This is a genomic window from Pseudomonas sp. NBRC 111133 (assembly GCF_001320605.1).
GTDB classification, from domain to species: Bacteria; Pseudomonadota; Gammaproteobacteria; order Pseudomonadales; family Pseudomonadaceae; genus Aquipseudomonas; species Aquipseudomonas monteilii.
On the sequence record NZ_BCBJ01000037.1, the window covers coordinates 1 to 16,030 of the forward strand.

Sequence of the window (16,030 nt, forward strand, 5' to 3'; positions counted from 1 at the left end):
CGGCGCTCGATCTCCCAGGCGCCATAAAATACTGGAGTTTTAAACATGACAAAAAAAGTGGCGGTGATTCTTTCCGGCTGTGGCGTGTATGACGGCGCCGAAATCCACGAAAGCGTGATCACCCTGCTGCGCCTCGACCAGCGCGGCGCTCAGGTGCAGTGCTTCGCGCCGAACATTGCGCAGATGCATGTGATCAACCACCTGACCGGCGAAGAAATGCCCGAATCACGCAATGTGCTGGTGGAATCGGCGCGCATTGCCCGCGGTGAGGTCAAGGACATCCGCGAAGCCAAGGCCGAAGACTTCGATGCGCTGATCGTGCCTGGCGGTTTTGGTGCAGCGAAAAACCTGTCCAACTTTGCCGTGGAAGGCGCCAACTGCAGCGTCAACCCGGACGTGCTGGCCCTGGCCGAAGCCTTCGCCGACGCCTGCAAGCCGGTCGGCCTGATCTGCATCTCGCCGGCACTGGCGGCGAAAATCTACGGGCCGGGCGTGGTCTGCACCATCGGTACCGACGCAGGCACTGCGGCAGCCGTGACGAAAATGGGCGGCACCCATGAAGAGTGCGATGTGCACGATATTGTCGAAGATACCCAGCGCAAACTGGTGACGACACCGGCGTACATGGAGGCCAAGTCGATCAGCGAAGCGGCTGGCGGGATCTACAAGCTGGTGGATCGGGTGCTGGAGCTGACGCACGAGTAACCCGCAAGTATTACGCAAATCCCTGTGAGAGCGGGCAAGCCCGCGAAGCAGGCACCGCGGTGGATGGCACGGGCTTCGCCCGTGTTCGCGGGCAAGCCCGCTCCCACAGGTACCGCGCAAGCTTCCAATATTTGCAGAAGACAGTTAACCCACAACATGCCCTCACAGGGTCGCCTCAGGGCTTGGACAGCCGGGCAATGATCCGGTCCAGCGCATTGGCGAACGCCTGTTTGTCGCGCTCGCCATAGGCCGCCTGCCCTCCCCCCACCTGGCCTTGCTCACGCAGCTCGGTAAACAGGTTGCGCGCCGCCAGGCGGTCGCCCATGTTGCGTTCGTCGAATTCGCGCCCGCGCGGGTCCAGCGCCGCCACGCCCTTTTTCACCAGGCGGTCAGCCAACGGCACATCACTGCAGATCACCAACTCGCCCGACACAGCGTGCTCGACCAGGTAATCGTCGGCTGCGTCCATGCCGCTTGGCACCACGATCAACCGCACGATCGAGAACGCCGGCTTGGCGACGGCCTGGCCCGCCACCATCACCACTTCGAACTTGCGCTTGAGGGCGAACTTGACGATCAGATCCTTGGCCGCCTTGGGACAGGCGTCGGCATCGATCCATACACGCATCGGACTACTCTTCATGAATTCAAGGCCCCCATCATGCCTCAAGCCCGGTGAAAACTGCAGCCGCCCGGCAAGCGCTGTAAAAATGGCGCCAATATTTCGATTGCCGCTTATCCGACCCCGCCACTCAGGCTAAACTCGCCACAGCCCCACTGGCCTGCCCGAGTGCGCAATGAACCACCCTCACGAAATCCGCCCAGACCTGGACGAAGGCATCGACCGCAAGGTCCTGGCGACGTTGCGTGCGCGCTTCCTGCGGCTGAACCAAGGGCGGCTGCAGCGGGCCATGGAAGGCCTGTCGACGCGCCAGCAACAGGTACTGACGCTGCTGCCGCTGCTGTTCCATGTGAACCACCCGCTGTTGCCGGGTTACGTCTCGGGCAGCACTCCAGCCGGCGTATCGGGCTACGAGCCAGGCGCCGACCTGGTGATCGAGGCCCAGCGCCTGGCCCGCTCGTTCACCTACAAAGCCCGCCATGGCAACCCGCCACGCCCGATCCACGGCCTGTTCCTGATGGGCAGCCTGGGCTCGCTGGCCCAGGCCGAGCAAAGCGACATGGACCTGTGGGTGTGCCACGCGCCCGGTTTACCCGAGCCGTTGCTGGAAGAGCTGCGCCGCAAATGCCAATTGCTGGAGGACTGGGCCGCAAGCCTGGGCGCCGAGGCACACTTCTTCCTGATCGACACGCAAGGCTTTGCCCGGGGCCAGCGGGAGGGCCAGCTGGGCTCCGACGACTGCGGCACCACCCAGCACTACCTGCTGCTGGACGAGTTCTACCGCACCACCCTCTGGCTAGCCGGGCGCACACCGCTGTGGTGGCTGGTACCCGTCTACCAGGAACACAACTACCACGCGTATACCCAGACCCTGCTGACCAAGCGTTTCATCCGCAGCCAGGACGCACTCGACCTTGGCAACCTCGCGCACATACCGCCAGGCGAGTTCGTCGGCGCCGGCCTGTGGCAATTGTTCAAGGGCATCGATTCACCCTACAAGTCGCTGCTCAAGCTGCTGCTGACCGAAACCTACGCCAGCGAACACCCCGCTGTGCGCTGCCTGAGCCTGGACTACAAGCAAGCCGTATTCGCCAACCAGCTCGACCTCGACGAGCTGGACCCGTATGTGATGGTCTACCGCCGTATCGAGCGCTACCTGCTGCAACGTGGCGAGCCTGCGCGCCTGGAACTGGTACGGCGCAGCCTGTACCTGAAGGTGAACAAGAAACTCAGTGACCAAGGCCGCAATCAGGGCTGGCAGCGCCGCCTGTTGCAGCGCCTGGCCGACGAGTGGGGCTGGGACAAACGTCAGTTGGCCCTGCTGGACACCCGCAGCCAATGGAAAGTGCAGCAGGTGGCCGCCGAACGCCGCGAACTGGTGGCCGAGCTGAACCATAGCTATCGCTTCCTCAGCGAGTTTGCGCGCACCCAGAACGCAAGCAGCCGCGCCGACCAGCGCGACCTCAACGTGCTGGGCCGGCGTTTGTATGCAGCCTTCGAGCGCCGTGCAGGCAAGGTCGAAGTGATCAACCCCGGCATCGCCCCGGACCTTGCCGAAGGCACCCTGACCCTGGTCCAGGCACCCAACCGCAGGGAGCCCGGCAGCTACCACTGGGAGCTGTACACCGGCAACCTGAATACCCATGAAGTTGAACACTTCAGCCCGATCAAACGCTGCCGCGAGCTGCTTGAACTGCTGGCCTGGGCACACCGCAACGGCGTAATCGACAGCAGCACGCGCCTGGCACTGCACCCGGGCGTCAGCGACCTCACCGAGTACGAGCTGTTCAATCTGGTGGGCTGCCTGCAGCAGCGTATCCCTCTGCCCTTGCCGATCGTCAGCGAAGTGCGCCTGCTGCAACCCAGTGTTGCCGACGAGGTGCTATTGCTGGTCAACGTCGCCGTCGACCCGCTGCGCCACCACCGCGACCTGAACATCCTGATGACCACCGAGCGTACCGACGCCTTGAGCTATGCCGGCGTGCGCGAGAACCTGGTGCTGACCCTGGACCAGGTCACCCTGAACAGCTGGAACGAAGTGCTGGTGCAGCGCTACGAAGGCGAACACGCGCTGGTACGCTGCCTGCGCGACTTCCTCAACAGCCCGGTGCTGCGCGGGCACCGGCCACGGGTGCGGGTGCGTTGCTTCTGCCAGAGCCGCGCCCAGGCCATCGGCCAGCGCGTGGAGGAAATATTCGACACCGTGCAGCTATTGCTGGACCAAGGCCTGAACCACCGCTATCTGCTTCAGGTAGCCCAGCACACCCATGTACTGGAGCTGTTACCCGGGCATGTCAGCCTGGCCACCCTGGCCGAGCACGATGCGCTGCTCAGCCACCTGGGCGAGGAGCGCAGTGCCTACAGCCCGCTGTACCTGGATGCCAACGCCCTGCTGGACCACGATCTGCGCCTGGTGCTGGAACAAGGCCGGCCGGCGTGCGTCCAGGTGTTCTACCGCCTGCAAGATGGCTGGGCCGACCTGTATGTGCTGGATGAATACAATGCCCTCTGGCAGCAACGCCTGCCCTTGCATGACGAAGCGCACCTGCTGCTACCGCTACAGCGCTTCCTGCGTTCGGTGGTGATGCGCCGCGATGCCCGCTTGCCGCTGGACAGCCAGCGCGCGGCCTCGCTGGACATCCACTATGCACAACTGTTGCCTGCCGGCCCTGGCAAGGCGCGCAGCATCGAGCCATGCCCGGCCCCGGTCGAGGGTAGCGCTCAGCCTTACTACGAGGTGCAGGCCATCATCCAGGCCGGTGTGGCGGGTACGGCACATGTGACGCTGTACTGCGACCAGCAAGAGTTTTCCGAGCTGGAGCATGGTGACCAGCTGTATGCGGTGGTGGCCCGGCAGATCATCGGGCAGCGGCGTGGCGCGGGGCGGTACCGGTGCTACATCACCGACCTGGATTTGTCCGAGCTGCTGGATGACCGGCTGGGGGCGACGCAGGTGTACCTGAGCTACAAGCGGGTGCTGGAGCAGGCGTTGAATGAGGGTTTGGAGCAGGTGTTGGCGGAAGGCGCCTGAAATGCCGGGGCCGCTTTGCGACCCCTTGACCCTTACAGGTCGAAATCGCCCGCCGCTTCCGGCTGGTATTCCACTTCCAGCAGCTTCAGCTTGAGGGTTTTGCCGCCCGGTGCCGGCCAGTCGATCTGCTCGCCCACCGACAGCCCAAGCAGCGCACAGCCGATCGGCGCCAGGATCGAAACCTTGCCTTCCGGCCCGGCATCCTTCGGGTACACCAGGGTCAGGTGGTAGTCCTTGCCACTGGCTTCCTCACGGCAGTGCACGCGGGAATTCATGGTCACCACGCCTGCCGGCACTTCCTCGTGACCGACCACCTGCTCGGCGCGGTCCAGCTCGTCCTGCAGGGCGAGCACACCCGGCGTACTCTCGTCGAGGCTGTCGATCAGACGCTCCAGACGTTGTACGTCCAATCGGGTGAGGATGAGGGAAGGCTTGGTGCTCATGATCCAGTCAGACTCCTTTGAACAGGCGGTTTTCATCGTGCAGATAAAGCAAAACCCCGCCCAAGGGCGGGGTTTGAGAAGGCTTTGGCGTCACCGACGCAGAACCCGACGTTACCACAGCCGGGCAAATACTCAAGCCCCTGCGTTCAGTGTGCCTTAGCCTGGTCGCGCAGGGCCTGTGCCTCGCGGCAGATCTGCCGGCGCCGTTCGTCATCGGCCGAACGCCATTCGCGGATGTGCTCGACATGCCGATGGCAACCCGTGCAGACCCGCTGTTCGTCCAGCCGGCAAACACTGATGCAGGGCGACGGTACTGCGGGACTGACGTTGCTGTAGAGCGGCTTGGGCGGCCGGGCCTGGGTGCTGCTCATGTCAGATCTCGTCGAAGTCCAGCTTCTCGCCGGCCCGCTCCCAGACGATGCGCTCGAGCATTTCGCCCAGCAGCTCCTCGCTCTTCTCGCACACCCACTTGCCGCTTTCTTCGTCGTAGTCGAAGTGGAAACCGCCGGAACGGTCGGCCAGCCACAGCTGGCGCAGCGGCTCCTGGCGGCTGAAGATCAGCGTGCTGCCATTGTCGAACTTGATGGTCAGGACACCAGCGGAGTTCTCCATGTCCAGGTCCAGGCCGCTCTCGTCGAACAGGTCTTCCAGGGCCTGTTGGGTCGCGTCGACCAGATCATGGAAACGCGCTTCACTCAAACTCATTGCAGGAACCTCGAAATTGGCTGCGTTACAGGCAAGCCGGGCAAGATACGGGCGCAAAGCGCCAGCTGCAAGCTGCTAGCTTCAAGCGGCAAGAAAAAGCTCAGCCTACACCTGGCAGCCTTTTCTTGCCGCTTGAAGCTTAGAACTTGCAGTTTTCTGCTGCTCCGTCCGGCTGACCGGCCCTTGCATAGGCAAGCCGCCGGTCGCTCGGTATACTCGGGCGCAATACTGCATTTTCTAAGGATTTCACCCATGAAGCGCCTGATTTCCTCCTTCGCGGCGCTGGTCGCTGTTGCCTGCCTCGTTTCTGCCTGCGGCCAGAAGGGCCCGCTGTATCTGCCTGAAGACGGCGATAACGGCAAAGCGCACAAGGCACATCAGCACCAGCCAAAAGCCAAGCCGGCCCCGGTACAAGAACAGCAGCCCGAGCTGCCGTCCGAGCCCGAGCAGTCGCCTGCGCAGTAAGGAAACCAGATGAATGCTTTCAACTACCGCGACGGTGAGCTGTTCGCGGAGGGGGTGGCCCTGTCGGCCATCGCCGAGCAGTTCGGCACCCCGACCTACGTGTACTCGCGCGCCCACATCGAGGCCCAGTACCGCAGCTACACCGACGCCCTGCAAGGCGCCGAGCACCTGGTGTGCTTCGCGGTCAAGGCCAACTCGAACCTGGGCGTGCTGAACGTACTGGCGCGCCTGGGCGCAGGCTTCGACATCGTCTCCGGCGGTGAGCTGGAGCGCGTGCTGGCCGCTGGCGGGCGCGCTGACCGCGTGGTGTTCTCGGGCGTTGGCAAAACCCGCGAAGACATGCGCCGCGCCCTGGAAGTGGGCGTGCACTGCTTCAACGTCGAATCCACCGACGAGCTGGAGCGCCTGCAAGTGGTGGCCGCCGAGATGGGCAAGGTGGCCCCGGTGTCGCTGCGGGTCAACCCGGACGTCGACGCCGGTACCCATCCGTACATTTCCACCGGCCTTAAAGAAAACAAGTTCGGCATCGCCATTGCCGACGCCGAGGCCATCTACGTGCGCGCCGCGCAGTTGCCGAACCTGGAAGTGGTCGGTGTCGACTGCCACATCGGCTCGCAGCTGACCACCGTAGAGCCGTTCCTCGACGCCCTCGACCGCCTGCTGGTGCTGGTCGACCGCCTGGCCGAATGCGGCATCCACCTGCGCCACCTGGACCTGGGCGGCGGTGTGGGCGTGCGTTACCGCGATGAACAGCCGCCGCTGGTGGCCGACTACATCAAGGCCATCCGCGAACGCGTAGGCACGCGCGACCTGGCCCTGGTGTTCGAGCCGGGCCGCTACATCGTGGCCAACGCTGGCGTGCTGCTGACCCGCGTGGAATACCTCAAGCACACCGAGCACAAAGATTTCGCCATCATCGATGCGGCCATGAACGACCTGATCCGCCCGGCCCTGTACCAGGCCTGGATGGGTGTCAGTGCGGTCAAACCACGCGCCGGTGAAGGCCGTGCCTACGACCTGGTCGGCCCGATCTGCGAGACCGGGGACTTCCTGGGCAAGGACCGTGTACTGAACCTGGCCGAAGGTGACCTGCTGGCCGTACAGTCCGCGGGCGCCTATGGTTTTGTCATGAGCTCCAACTACAACACCCGTGGCCGTTGCGCTGAAATCCTGGTCGACGGCGACCAGGCGTTCGAAGTACGCCGCCGCGAGACCATCGCCGAACTGTACGCTGGCGAAAGCCTGCTGCCGGAGTAAGCCCATGCTGCTGCGTTTTACCAAGATGCATGGGCTGGGCAACGACTTCATGGTCCTCGACCTGGTCAGCCAGCACGCGCACATCCAGCCCAAGCATGCCAAGCAATGGGGTGACCGCCACACCGGTATCGGCTTCGACCAGTTGCTGATCGTCGAGGCGCCGAACAACCCGGAAGTGGACTTCCGCTACCGCATCTTCAACGCCGACGGCTCCGAGGTCGAGCAGTGCGGCAATGGTGCGCGTTGCTTCGCCCGCTTCGTGCTGGACAAGCGCCTGACCGCGAAAAAGCGCATTCGGGTGGAAACCAAGAGCGGCATCATCGTGCTGGACGTGCAGAACGACGGCCAGGTGAGTGTCGACATGGGCCCTCCGCGCTTCATCCCTGCCGAAATCCCCTTCATCGCTGACGCGCAAGCACAGAGCTACCCACTGGACGTCGACGGCCAGCTGTATTCGATTGCCGCCGTGTCCATGGGGAACCCGCATGCGGTGCTGCGCGTTGACGACGTGCAGACTGCCCCCGTGCATGAGCTGGGCCCGAAGATCGAAAACCACCCACGCTTCCCGCAGCGGGTGAATGCAGGCTTCATCCAGGTCATCGACCGCCACCGCGCCAACCTGCGCGTGTGGGAGCGCGGCGCGGGCGAAACCCAGGCCTGCGGTACCGGCGCGTGCGCCGCAGCCGTGGCGGCAATCAGCCAAGGCTGGATGGACTCCCCGGTGTCCCTCGACCTGCCCGGCGGCCGCCTGCACATCGAATGGGCCGGCCCCGGCAAGCCCGTGCTGATGACCGGCCCGGCCGTACGCGTCTACGAAGGACAGGTTCGTCTCTAAGCGAGTAAACGCCATGACCGATCAGCCCAAGGTTGTACCCACGCAGTCCGTCGAGCTCGATGCCGAAGCGGTGGTCGCCTACCTGCGCGCCCACCCCACCTTCTTCGCCGAGCACGACGAGCTGCTGATCGAGCAGCGCATCCCGCACCAGCGTGGCGACAGCGTTTCGCTGGTTGAGCGCCAGCTGAAGCTGCTGCGTGACCGCAACATCGAGATGCGCCATCGCCTGTCGCAACTGATGGACGTGGCCCGCGACAACGACCGGCTGTTCGACAAGACCCGCCGGCTGATCCTGGACCTGCTCGATGCCGGCAGCCTGGAAGAAGTGGTGATGGCCGTCGAGGACAGCCTGCGCCAGGAGTTCCAGGTGCCCTTCGTCAGCCTGATCCTGTTCGGCGACAACGTCGCGCCGGTCGGGCGCTGGGTCAGCAACACCGAAGCGCAACAAGCCATCGGAGCCCTGCTGGGCGGCGGCAAGACGGTCAGTGGCAACCTGCGCGAGCACGAGCTGGCCTTCCTGTTCGGTGAGGAACAGCGCCGGGAAGTGGGCTCCAGCGCCGTCGCTACCCTTGAGTACCAAGGGCTGCATGGGGTGCTGGCAATCGGCAGCCGCGACCCGCAACACTACAAGAGCAGCGTCGGTACCCTGTTCCTCGGCTACATTGCCGAGGTGCTCGGCCGCGTTGTGCCACGCGTGACCCAAACCCTGCGCCCGGTACGCTGATGGAGCGCCAGCTGGAGGCTTATTGCGCACACCTGCGCAACGAGCGCCAGGTGTCGGAGCACACCCTGCTGGGCTACCGTCGCGACCTGAACAAGGTCATGGCCTACTGCGAAGAGCACGGCATTGCCGACTGGCAAACGCTGCAGATCCAGCCGTTGCGCCAGCTGATCGCCCGCCTGCACCACCACGGCCAGTCTTCGCGCAGCCTGGCACGGCTACTTTCGGCAGTACGCGGCCTGTACCGCTACCTCATCCGCGAAGGCCTGTGCCAGCACGATCCGGCTTCCGGCCTGAGCGCGCCCAAAGGTGAGCGACGGCTGCCCAAGGTGCTGGACACCGACCGTGCCCAGCAGCTGCTCGATGGCGGCGTCGACGACGACTTCTTCGCCCGCCGTGACCACGCCATCCTGGAACTGCTCTACTCGTCGGGCCTGCGCCTGTCCGAGCTGACCAACCTCGACCTCGATCACCTCGACCTGGCCGCCGGCCTGGTACAGGTGTTGGGCAAAGGCGGCAAGGCACGCGTGCTGCCGGTGGGCCGCAAGGCACGCGAGGCGTTGCAGGCTTGGTATCGCCTGCGCGGCATCGGTAACCCGCGCGATCGCGCGGTGTTCATCACCCGCAACGGCAACCGCATCAGCCCCCGGGACGTTCGGCGAAGGGTGAAGGCAGCCGGCGAACGCGAGCTGGGCCAGCACCTGCACCCTCACATGCTTCGCCATTCCTTCGCCAGCCATATACTGGAGTCGTCTCAGGACCTGCGCGCGGTGCAAGAGCTGCTCGGCCACGCCGACATCAGCACCACCCAGATCTACACCCACCTGGACTTCCAGCACTTGGCCGCGGTGTACGACAGCGCCCACCCTCGGGCCAAACGCAGCAAAGGCACAGACTCATGAGCATCAAGCTGATCACCTTCGACCTTGACGACACCCTGTGGGACACCGCGCCGGTCATCGCCAGTGCAGAAGTCGTGCTGCGCGACTGGCTGGAAGCCAACGCCCCGATCCTGGGCGGTGTGCCGGTAGAGCACCTGTTTGCTATCCGCGAGCGCCTGGTGCAGGCCGAGCCCGGCCTCAAGCACCGCATCAGCGCCCTGCGCCGGCGGGTGCTGTTCCATGCCCTGGAAGAGGTCGGCTACAGCGAAAAACATGCGCAGGAGCTGGCCAATGAAGGCTTTGAAGTGTTCCTGCATGCTCGCCACCAGGTGGAGATCTTCCCCGAGGTGCAGCCGGTGCTGGAGATCTTGCGCCATCAGTACACCCTGGGTGTGGTTACCAACGGCAACGCCGACGTAAGCCGACTGGGGCTGGCGGACTACTTCCGCTTTGCCCTGTGCGCCGAGGACCTTGGCATCGGCAAGCCAGACCCGGCCCCGTTCCTGGAAGCCCTTCGCCGTGGCAAAGTGGACGCCAGCGCGGCTGTGCACATCGGCGACCACCCTGGCGATGACATTGCCGGCGCCCAACGCGCCGGACTGCGGGCAGTGTGGTTCAACCCACAGGGCAAGGCCTGGGCGGGTGAGCAGGCGCCGGATGCCGAGATCCAGCGGCTGTCGCAGTTACCCGACGTCCTTTCGCGCTGGCGCTGACAGGGTCCGCTACGCGGCCCATTCGCGGGCACAGGCAACCCATAACCCGCAGGCACAAAAAAGCCCGCAGCGACGGCGGGCTTTTTTGCGATCAGCCACTCAGATAGGGCGGCTGCCGTACTTGTTGTCCGGCTTCTTGGGCGGGTCAGCGACCACGTTGGCCTCGACTTCCTGCACCTTGCCACCGCGAGAAAGGAATTCTTCCATCGCCTTGGCCAGTGCATCACGCTCTTTCTGCTTGGCTTCCATGCTCGGCATCTCGTCTACCGAGACCGCCGCCTTGGATTTGCCCTTGGCAGTGGGTGCCGGGCTGCTGTCGTCATCGCCAGCGTCTTCGGCGCCGTCGTCAGCTGCCGCGTCGAGGCCTTCATCACCCTCGTCTTCGTCGCCTACTTCGAGGTCGTCGTTTTCCAGATCGTCGTCGCTCATGTTCTACCTCATGACTTGCGAAAAGCAGGTTAGTTATAGACCAGTGCAGCCGTAGACCGGCAGCCACCAGTGAAAATTCAACTGGCCGTGGGTTAGGCCACTGCCCTTGGGTCGGCGCTCCTGATGGGAGGCGGCACCCAGCAGGCCCTGCTCCTGGCAGGACCTGACAAATCCATTAGCCCCTGCTGGCCACACGCTATTGGCAAGCCTAGCAAAGGCTGGAGAAGTGTGTGGACTACTCGTAAAACACCCTTCGGCGCGCATTCTAGCGCGCCCGTGGAAAAAGCAAAGCACCATAAATGCCCTACGACTTGTAAGTTTTCTACCTACGTCGCGAACGTGTTGGATAAACCGTTTGCCGTGCGGGAAATGCTAAAAATCTGGCAAAAAAATGCCCGGCAAGCCGGGCAAGTTTTTACCGCGTCGCAGTTACAGGTTGTAGCCGCGTTCGTTGTGTTGAGCCAGGTCGAGACCGACCGACTCTTCTTCTTCGTTGACCCGCAGGCCCATCACCACATCCAGCACCTTGAGGATCACGTAGGTAACGATGGCGGTGTAGACCACGGTGAAGATCACGCCCTTGGCCTGGATCCAGACCTGCATGCCGATGTCGGTGACGGCGCCGAAGCCGCCCAGCGCCGGAGCTGCGAACACGCCAGTGAGAATGGCACCGATGATGCCGCCGATACCGTGCACGCCGAAGGCGTCCAGCGAGTCGTCATAACCCAGCTTGCGCTTGAGGGTGGTGGCGCAGAAGTAGCAGATCACACCCGAAGCCAGACCGATCACCAGGGCGCCCATCGGGCCTACGGTGCCTGCAGCCGGGGTGATGGCGACCAGGCCGGCAACCACACCCGAGGCAATGCCCAGGGCACTTGGCTTACCGTGGCCGATCCACTCGGCGAACATCCAGCCCAGTGCAGCAGCGGCAGTGGCGATCTGGGTAACCAGCATGGCCATGCCGGCGGTGCCGTTGGCGGCAGCGGCGGAGCCTGCGTTGAAGCCGAACCATCCGATCCACAGCATGGCGGCGCCCATCAGGGTGTAACCCAGGTTGTGCGGGGCCATCGGGGTGGTCGGGTAGCCCTTGCGCTTGCCCAGCACCAGACAGCAGACCAGGCCTGCGATACCGGCGTTGATGTGCACCACGGTGCCGCCCGCAAAGTCCAGTACGCCCCAGTCCCACATCAGTGCACCGTCACCGCTCCACACCATGTGCGCGATCGGCGCGTACACCAAAGTGAACCAGATGCCCATGAACACCAGCATCGCGGAGAACTTCATGCGCTCGGCGAAGGCACCCACGATCAGCGCCGGGGTGATGATGGCGAAAGTCATCTGGAAGGTGATGAACACCGCCTCAGGGAACAGCGCGGTGGCCGACGTCAGGTTCTCGGGCGTGACGCCGCTGAGGAAGGCCTTGGAGAAGCCGCCGACGAAGGAGTTGAAGTTGAGCACGCCCTTTTCCATACCGGTGGTATCGAAGGCCATGCTGTAGCCGTAGACGACCCAGAGAATGCTCATCAGGCCGGTGATTGCAAAACACTGCATCATCACCGACAGCACGTTCTTGGAGCGCACCATACCGCCATAGAACAGGGCCAGGCCCGGAATGGTCATGAACAGCACCAGCGCCGTTGCGGTCAGCATCCAAGCGGTGTCGCCGGAGTTCAGCGCTGGGGCAGCTTCCTCTGCCAGGGCAAGCCCGGGCATTACGAGGGACAATAGGGCTCCTAGCCCTGCGATCTTACGCAGAGTCATGTTGTTTTCTCCTGGGGCTTTGGGTTTGGTGAGGCTTTGTTGCTGCTTAGATCGCGTCGGTATCGGTTTCGCCGGTACGGATGCGGATCGCCTGCTCCAGATTCACCACGAAAATCTTGCCGTCACCGATCTTGCCGGTGTTGGCTGCCTTGGTGATGGCTTCGATTACCCGATCAAGGTCCTTGTCATCGATGGCGACATCGATCTTCACCTTGGGCAGGAAATCGACCACATATTCAGCACCGCGATACAGCTCGGTGTGGCCCTTCTGGCGACCGAAACCTTTGACTTCGGTAACAGTGATGCCCTGCACGCCGATTTCCGACAGCGACTCGCGCACGTCGTCCAGCTTGAACGGCTTGATGATGGCTGTGACTAGCTTCATGAAACTCTCTCCCGATTTGGTGGACTTGCCCCAGGAAAACAAACCCGTCTCAAGTCTAAGCGCAGCGGTTGGCTTTGTAACGCGTCGTCGGCATCCGGCTCCGCGTGCGCACTGCCTGGTCACAAGGAACTGCATCAGTGCATGGCTCGTACAGGTCTTTGCAGAAACCTTGCCAGTTCGGGCAAAGCACCGGAAAACAGTGGGTTATGCAAATCAGTCGGGATTGGCCAGTCGCCAGCATGGAAAACATGCACAATTTCGGTGCGCACCGGCAGGCCGCGCTGCGCGAAAAACGTGCAGGCGTGTGGCCCCAAGCCGCGTCATGGCCCGTGCTACACTGCCGGCCATTCTCAGTTTCAGTGGACAGCCCCATGCTCGCGCCAAAAGCCCTTCTCGATGCCCTGAGCGACCAGGCCTCGCGCCTGTTCAGCGGCGATACCGCCCAGCCCCGCGCAGAGCTGGAAAGCCAGTTCAAGGTGCTGATGCAAGGTGCCTTCAGCAAGCTGGACCTGGTCAGCCGCGATGAATTTGACAGCCAGATGGTCGTGCTGGCGCGCACCCGCGCACGCCTCGAGACCCTGGAAAAACAAGTAGCCGAGCTGGAAGCACGGCTGAACCCGACCCCACAGGATGAGTGAATGCAGCCCTCCAGCGCCTACCCGGTATTGCTGTTTTCCTACGGCACCTTGCAGGACAAGGCCGTGCAACTGGCCAACTTCGGCCGTGAGCTGAACGGCCAGGCCGACCGCATGCCGGGCTACCGCCAGGACTGGGTCGAGATCACCGACCCGGCCGTACTGGCGGCCAGCGGCAAATCCCGTCACCCCATCGTTTCCCCCAGCAGCCAGGCCGATGACAGCGTGGCCGGCATGGTCTTCCAGATCAGCGAAGAAGAGCTGGCGGCAGCAGACCGCTATGAAGTCGCCGACTACAAGCGTGTCGCCGTCACCCTTGCCTCGGGCCTGACTGCCTGGGTTTATGTGCGCGCCTGAATCAGGCCGAGGCCCGTAATCGAGGTAGCCGGGATGCCGCTTGTTTCGGCGGTAGCTCACTGGCATGCAGAGTGCCGCGAAACAGGGCCGCACCGCACTGAGTGAACAGGGTTTTCACCCGGTTGTGTGAATTGAGTATCTCGGCCTGGATATCCTCGATGGCCGAATCCCCTGGCTGCAAAGCGGCCGCACGGTTGGCCCATTCGATGGCGGCAAAACGGCTCTGCTTGCGGGTGCCGCGCCCCTGCATCCAGGCCAGCCCCAGTTCGGCGCTGGCACGCCCGGCAATCCACGGGTCCGGGTGCTCGACCAGGCTCGACAGGTAGGCGACCGCTTCGGCCCGTTCCTGCGTTTGGCCAAACTGGCGCAACAGAATCCCCAGGTGCAAGCGCGCGCGTGCATTGGTTTGTGCATTGCCCAGCGCGTCGACCAGCAGGCACCTGACGGCCAGCATGGCACTGCGCTCGTTAAGGTCCTCATCACCCTCCATGCGCAAGCAGGCCAGGTTGTACTTGGCTTGCCGGCTGCCTGTTTCCACCGCACGCAGCAGCCAGTGCTCTGCCGCCTCGTCATCCAGATAGTGCGCCGGCGTGTTGCTCAGGCCGCCGCTGTGCAGCTCGTACAGTCCCAGGGCAGCCCCCGGCAGGTTCAGCTCGGCACAGCGCTCATACAGGTAACAGGCCAGCTCATGCCGGTTGGCAGCCCACAGCAGCCGCGCCGCGCCAAGCACCTCGAGGCCCGATACCTGGCCCGCGCGCTGGAGTTTCACCGCCACCTGCGACCATACCCTTGCCTGCTCGGCCGAGCGCGGCATCCCCCAGAGGCCGAAGCGATGCCCGACAGCGCGCAGTGCACTGGCGCCAGCATGCAAGCGACCGTCACACAGGCGCTCGATGGCGGTGCGCAACAGCTGTTGTTCATCTGCCATGCCATCGCGCAGTATCAGCTCGACCAGACAGCGAAACGGCACGCCCATGGCGCGGATTGCGCCGTGATCGGCGTTGCACGCAAAGCTCGCGGTAAAGTCGCGCATACCACCGACAGCGTCCTGCAAGGCACTGCTGCGCAGCGCGGCTCGCCAAGCCAACACGACAGCGCGCTCCCTGGGCCTTAGCGGGCGTTGCAACCAGGCGTCGAACAGCTGCTGCCAATCCGCGACGGCCTGCAACTGGTCGCCATGGGGCAGTTTCAGCCGGTCTTCGACGGCCATCCAGCGCAACGCATTACGCAACGCTTCGTCCCACGCCTCGCACAACGGTCCATTGGCCAATAGCTCCAGCGCATCGAAGCTGGCGCCCCAACGGGGCAGCAAGTATTCGGCGAGGGCCTGGATCGCTTCGAAGCAACCCGGGCGGGCAACCAGCGCATGGCGCAGCCAGTAATAGCGGGGGGCTTCGTTCTCGTGATCGACTCGCCTGCTCAGGCATGCCGGCAATGCCAGTGGCAATTCGGCCAGGGGCAGCAACCCATGCTTCACCAGCAGTGGGGCCGCAGCCTCCTGCACCTCCACATCGGTATGGGCACTGGGCCTGTAGCGTGCGGGCTGACCCTGGAACAGTTCGACCAACCAGCCGGGCTCGCGCAATTGCGCACTGATGCGCAGCATACCAATGGCCGCTGCCACAGGCTGGGCAGAACGGTCCATGGCGCGGAGCAAGTGCGCCGTCGCGCGTTCACACATCTGCTCGACGGCCAGCACGCGTGCCGCGTTGCTTTGGCCGCCGCCCTGCACCTGACAGGCGCGATGAAAACAATGCAGGCCCATTACCACCTGCGGGTGGTAGGCCTTGGGGCAGACGTCGATCCAGGCTTTGAGCACCTGGCTCAGCGCCCTGTCGCCCTGGCTGCCCAGGTCGACCAGCATGTGCCCCTCGAGGGCCGCCATGTAGGCGGGAAACTCGCCGGGCGGGGCTTGGTGCCATTGCGCCTCGAGGCTGTCGAAAAAGCGGGTGAGCTCTATGAATGAATTGGCCTGCACCAGTTCGCGGATAACCTGGCGCGTGCGGGCGAGCGTTTGCACGGAGCAATACCTCAAGTCCATTTGAAAGAAGCCGCGATGCCATCCCATGGCAACGGCAGTTGCCC

The 16,030-nt window shown here is 63.8% G+C and carries 18 protein-coding genes; 10 read left to right on the forward strand and 8 right to left on the reverse strand.

What is annotated here, in order from left to right; genetic code table 11:
* Positions 1-45 precede the first annotated feature (45 nt).
* Entirely contained in the window at positions 46-705 is a 660-nt protein-coding gene (elbB, locus tag APH36_RS07795) for an isoprenoid biosynthesis glyoxalase ElbB (protein ID WP_060498156.1), read from the forward strand.
* Positions 706-880: 175 nt separating this feature from the next.
* Here elbB and APH36_RS07800 read toward each other — a convergent pair whose 3' ends face one another.
* The gene (locus APH36_RS07800; protein WP_060498157.1) at positions 881-1,333 is read right to left on the reverse strand and encodes a YaiI/YqxD family protein; all 453 of its coding nucleotides are present in this window, start codon (positions 1,331-1,333) and stop codon (positions 881-883) included.
* 169 nt (positions 1,334-1,502) lie between these two features.
* Between APH36_RS07800 and APH36_RS07805 the strand changes: the two genes are divergently transcribed.
* Positions 1,503-4,358, forward strand: a complete 2,856-nt coding sequence (locus tag APH36_RS07805) for a class I adenylate cyclase (protein WP_060498158.1) — start codon at positions 1,503-1,505, stop codon at positions 4,356-4,358.
* A gap of 32 nt (positions 4,359-4,390) precedes the next feature.
* Here APH36_RS07805 and rnk read toward each other — a convergent pair whose 3' ends face one another.
* The 3 genes from rnk to cyaY all read right to left on the reverse strand — a co-directional run bounded on the left by rnk (position 4,391) and on the right by cyaY (position 5,506).
* A complete protein-coding gene (rnk, locus tag APH36_RS07810) occupies positions 4,391-4,801 on the reverse strand; it encodes a nucleoside diphosphate kinase regulator (RefSeq protein WP_016712630.1) in 411 nt (136 codons plus the stop codon).
* Between the two features lie 146 nt (positions 4,802-4,947).
* Entirely contained in the window at positions 4,948-5,172 is a 225-nt protein-coding gene (locus APH36_RS07815; protein WP_013974742.1) for a DUF1289 domain-containing protein, read from the reverse strand.
* 1 nt (position 5,173) lies between these two features.
* Positions 5,174-5,506 (reverse strand): iron donor protein CyaY, encoded by a 333-nt coding sequence (gene cyaY, locus APH36_RS07820; RefSeq protein WP_004375540.1) that lies wholly within the window; start codon positions 5,504-5,506, stop codon positions 5,174-5,176.
* A 252-nt stretch (positions 5,507-5,758) separates the two neighbouring features.
* Here cyaY and APH36_RS07825 point away from each other — a divergent pair, with 252 nt between their 5' ends.
* The 6 genes from APH36_RS07825 to APH36_RS07850 are packed head-to-tail and all read left to right on the forward strand — an operon-like array spanning position 5,759 to position 10,378.
* Positions 5,759-5,971 carry a lipoprotein gene (locus tag APH36_RS07825; RefSeq protein ID WP_060498159.1) on the forward strand — a complete coding sequence of 71 codons (213 nt, stop codon included), beginning with the start codon at positions 5,759-5,761 and terminating at the stop codon, positions 5,969-5,971.
* 9 nt (positions 5,972-5,980) lie between these two features.
* Complete coding sequence (gene lysA / locus APH36_RS07830; RefSeq protein ID WP_060498160.1) at positions 5,981-7,228, forward strand: diaminopimelate decarboxylase; 1,248 nt, start codon at positions 5,981-5,983, stop codon at positions 7,226-7,228.
* A gap of 4 nt (positions 7,229-7,232) precedes the next feature.
* Positions 7,233-8,063, forward strand: a complete 831-nt coding sequence (dapF, locus tag APH36_RS07835; protein ID WP_060498161.1) for a diaminopimelate epimerase — start codon at positions 7,233-7,235, stop codon at positions 8,061-8,063.
* A 13-nt stretch (positions 8,064-8,076) separates the two neighbouring features.
* On the forward strand, positions 8,077-8,787 hold the full coding sequence (locus tag APH36_RS07840; protein ID WP_016712636.1) for a DUF484 family protein: 711 nt from the start codon (positions 8,077-8,079) through the stop codon (positions 8,785-8,787).
* Positions 8,787-9,686, forward strand: a complete 900-nt coding sequence (gene xerC / locus APH36_RS07845) for a tyrosine recombinase XerC (RefSeq protein ID WP_060498162.1) — start codon at positions 8,787-8,789, stop codon at positions 9,684-9,686. The genes APH36_RS07840 and xerC overlap by 1 nt, the downstream gene beginning before the upstream one ends.
* Positions 9,683-10,378 carry an HAD family hydrolase gene (locus APH36_RS07850; protein WP_060498163.1) on the forward strand — a complete coding sequence of 232 codons (696 nt, stop codon included), beginning with the start codon at positions 9,683-9,685 and terminating at the stop codon, positions 10,376-10,378. Before xerC ends, APH36_RS07850 begins: the two co-directional genes overlap by 4 nt.
* Positions 10,379-10,477: 99 nt before the next feature.
* Here APH36_RS07850 and sutA read toward each other — a convergent pair whose 3' ends face one another.
* The 3 genes from sutA to glnK all read right to left on the reverse strand — a co-directional run bounded on the left by sutA (position 10,478) and on the right by glnK (position 12,953).
* Entirely contained in the window at positions 10,478-10,807 is a 330-nt protein-coding gene (gene sutA, locus APH36_RS07855; RefSeq protein ID WP_060498164.1) for a transcriptional regulator SutA, read from the reverse strand.
* Between the two features lie 429 nt (positions 10,808-11,236).
* A complete protein-coding gene (locus APH36_RS07860; protein ID WP_019096449.1) occupies positions 11,237-12,568 on the reverse strand; it encodes an ammonium transporter in 1,332 nt (443 codons plus the stop codon).
* Between the two features lie 46 nt (positions 12,569-12,614).
* A complete protein-coding gene (gene glnK / locus APH36_RS07865; protein WP_002555808.1) occupies positions 12,615-12,953 on the reverse strand; it encodes a P-II family nitrogen regulator in 339 nt (112 codons plus the stop codon).
* Between the two features lie 371 nt (positions 12,954-13,324).
* Here glnK and APH36_RS07870 point away from each other — a divergent pair, with 371 nt between their 5' ends.
* Together APH36_RS07870 and APH36_RS07875 are read left to right on the forward strand one after the other, a co-directional pair.
* Positions 13,325-13,591, forward strand: coding sequence for an accessory factor UbiK family protein (locus APH36_RS07870; RefSeq protein ID WP_060498175.1), 267 nt, complete (start codon positions 13,325-13,327; stop codon positions 13,589-13,591).
* A complete protein-coding gene (locus tag APH36_RS07875) occupies positions 13,592-13,945 on the forward strand; it encodes a gamma-glutamylcyclotransferase family protein (RefSeq protein WP_060498165.1) in 354 nt (117 codons plus the stop codon).
* Between the two features lies 1 nt (position 13,946).
* Here APH36_RS07875 and APH36_RS07880 read toward each other — a convergent pair whose 3' ends face one another.
* On the reverse strand, positions 13,947-15,965 hold the full coding sequence (locus tag APH36_RS07880; protein WP_060498166.1) for a DUF4034 domain-containing protein: 2,019 nt from the start codon (positions 15,963-15,965) through the stop codon (positions 13,947-13,949).
* Positions 15,966-16,030: the final 65 nt, after the last annotated feature.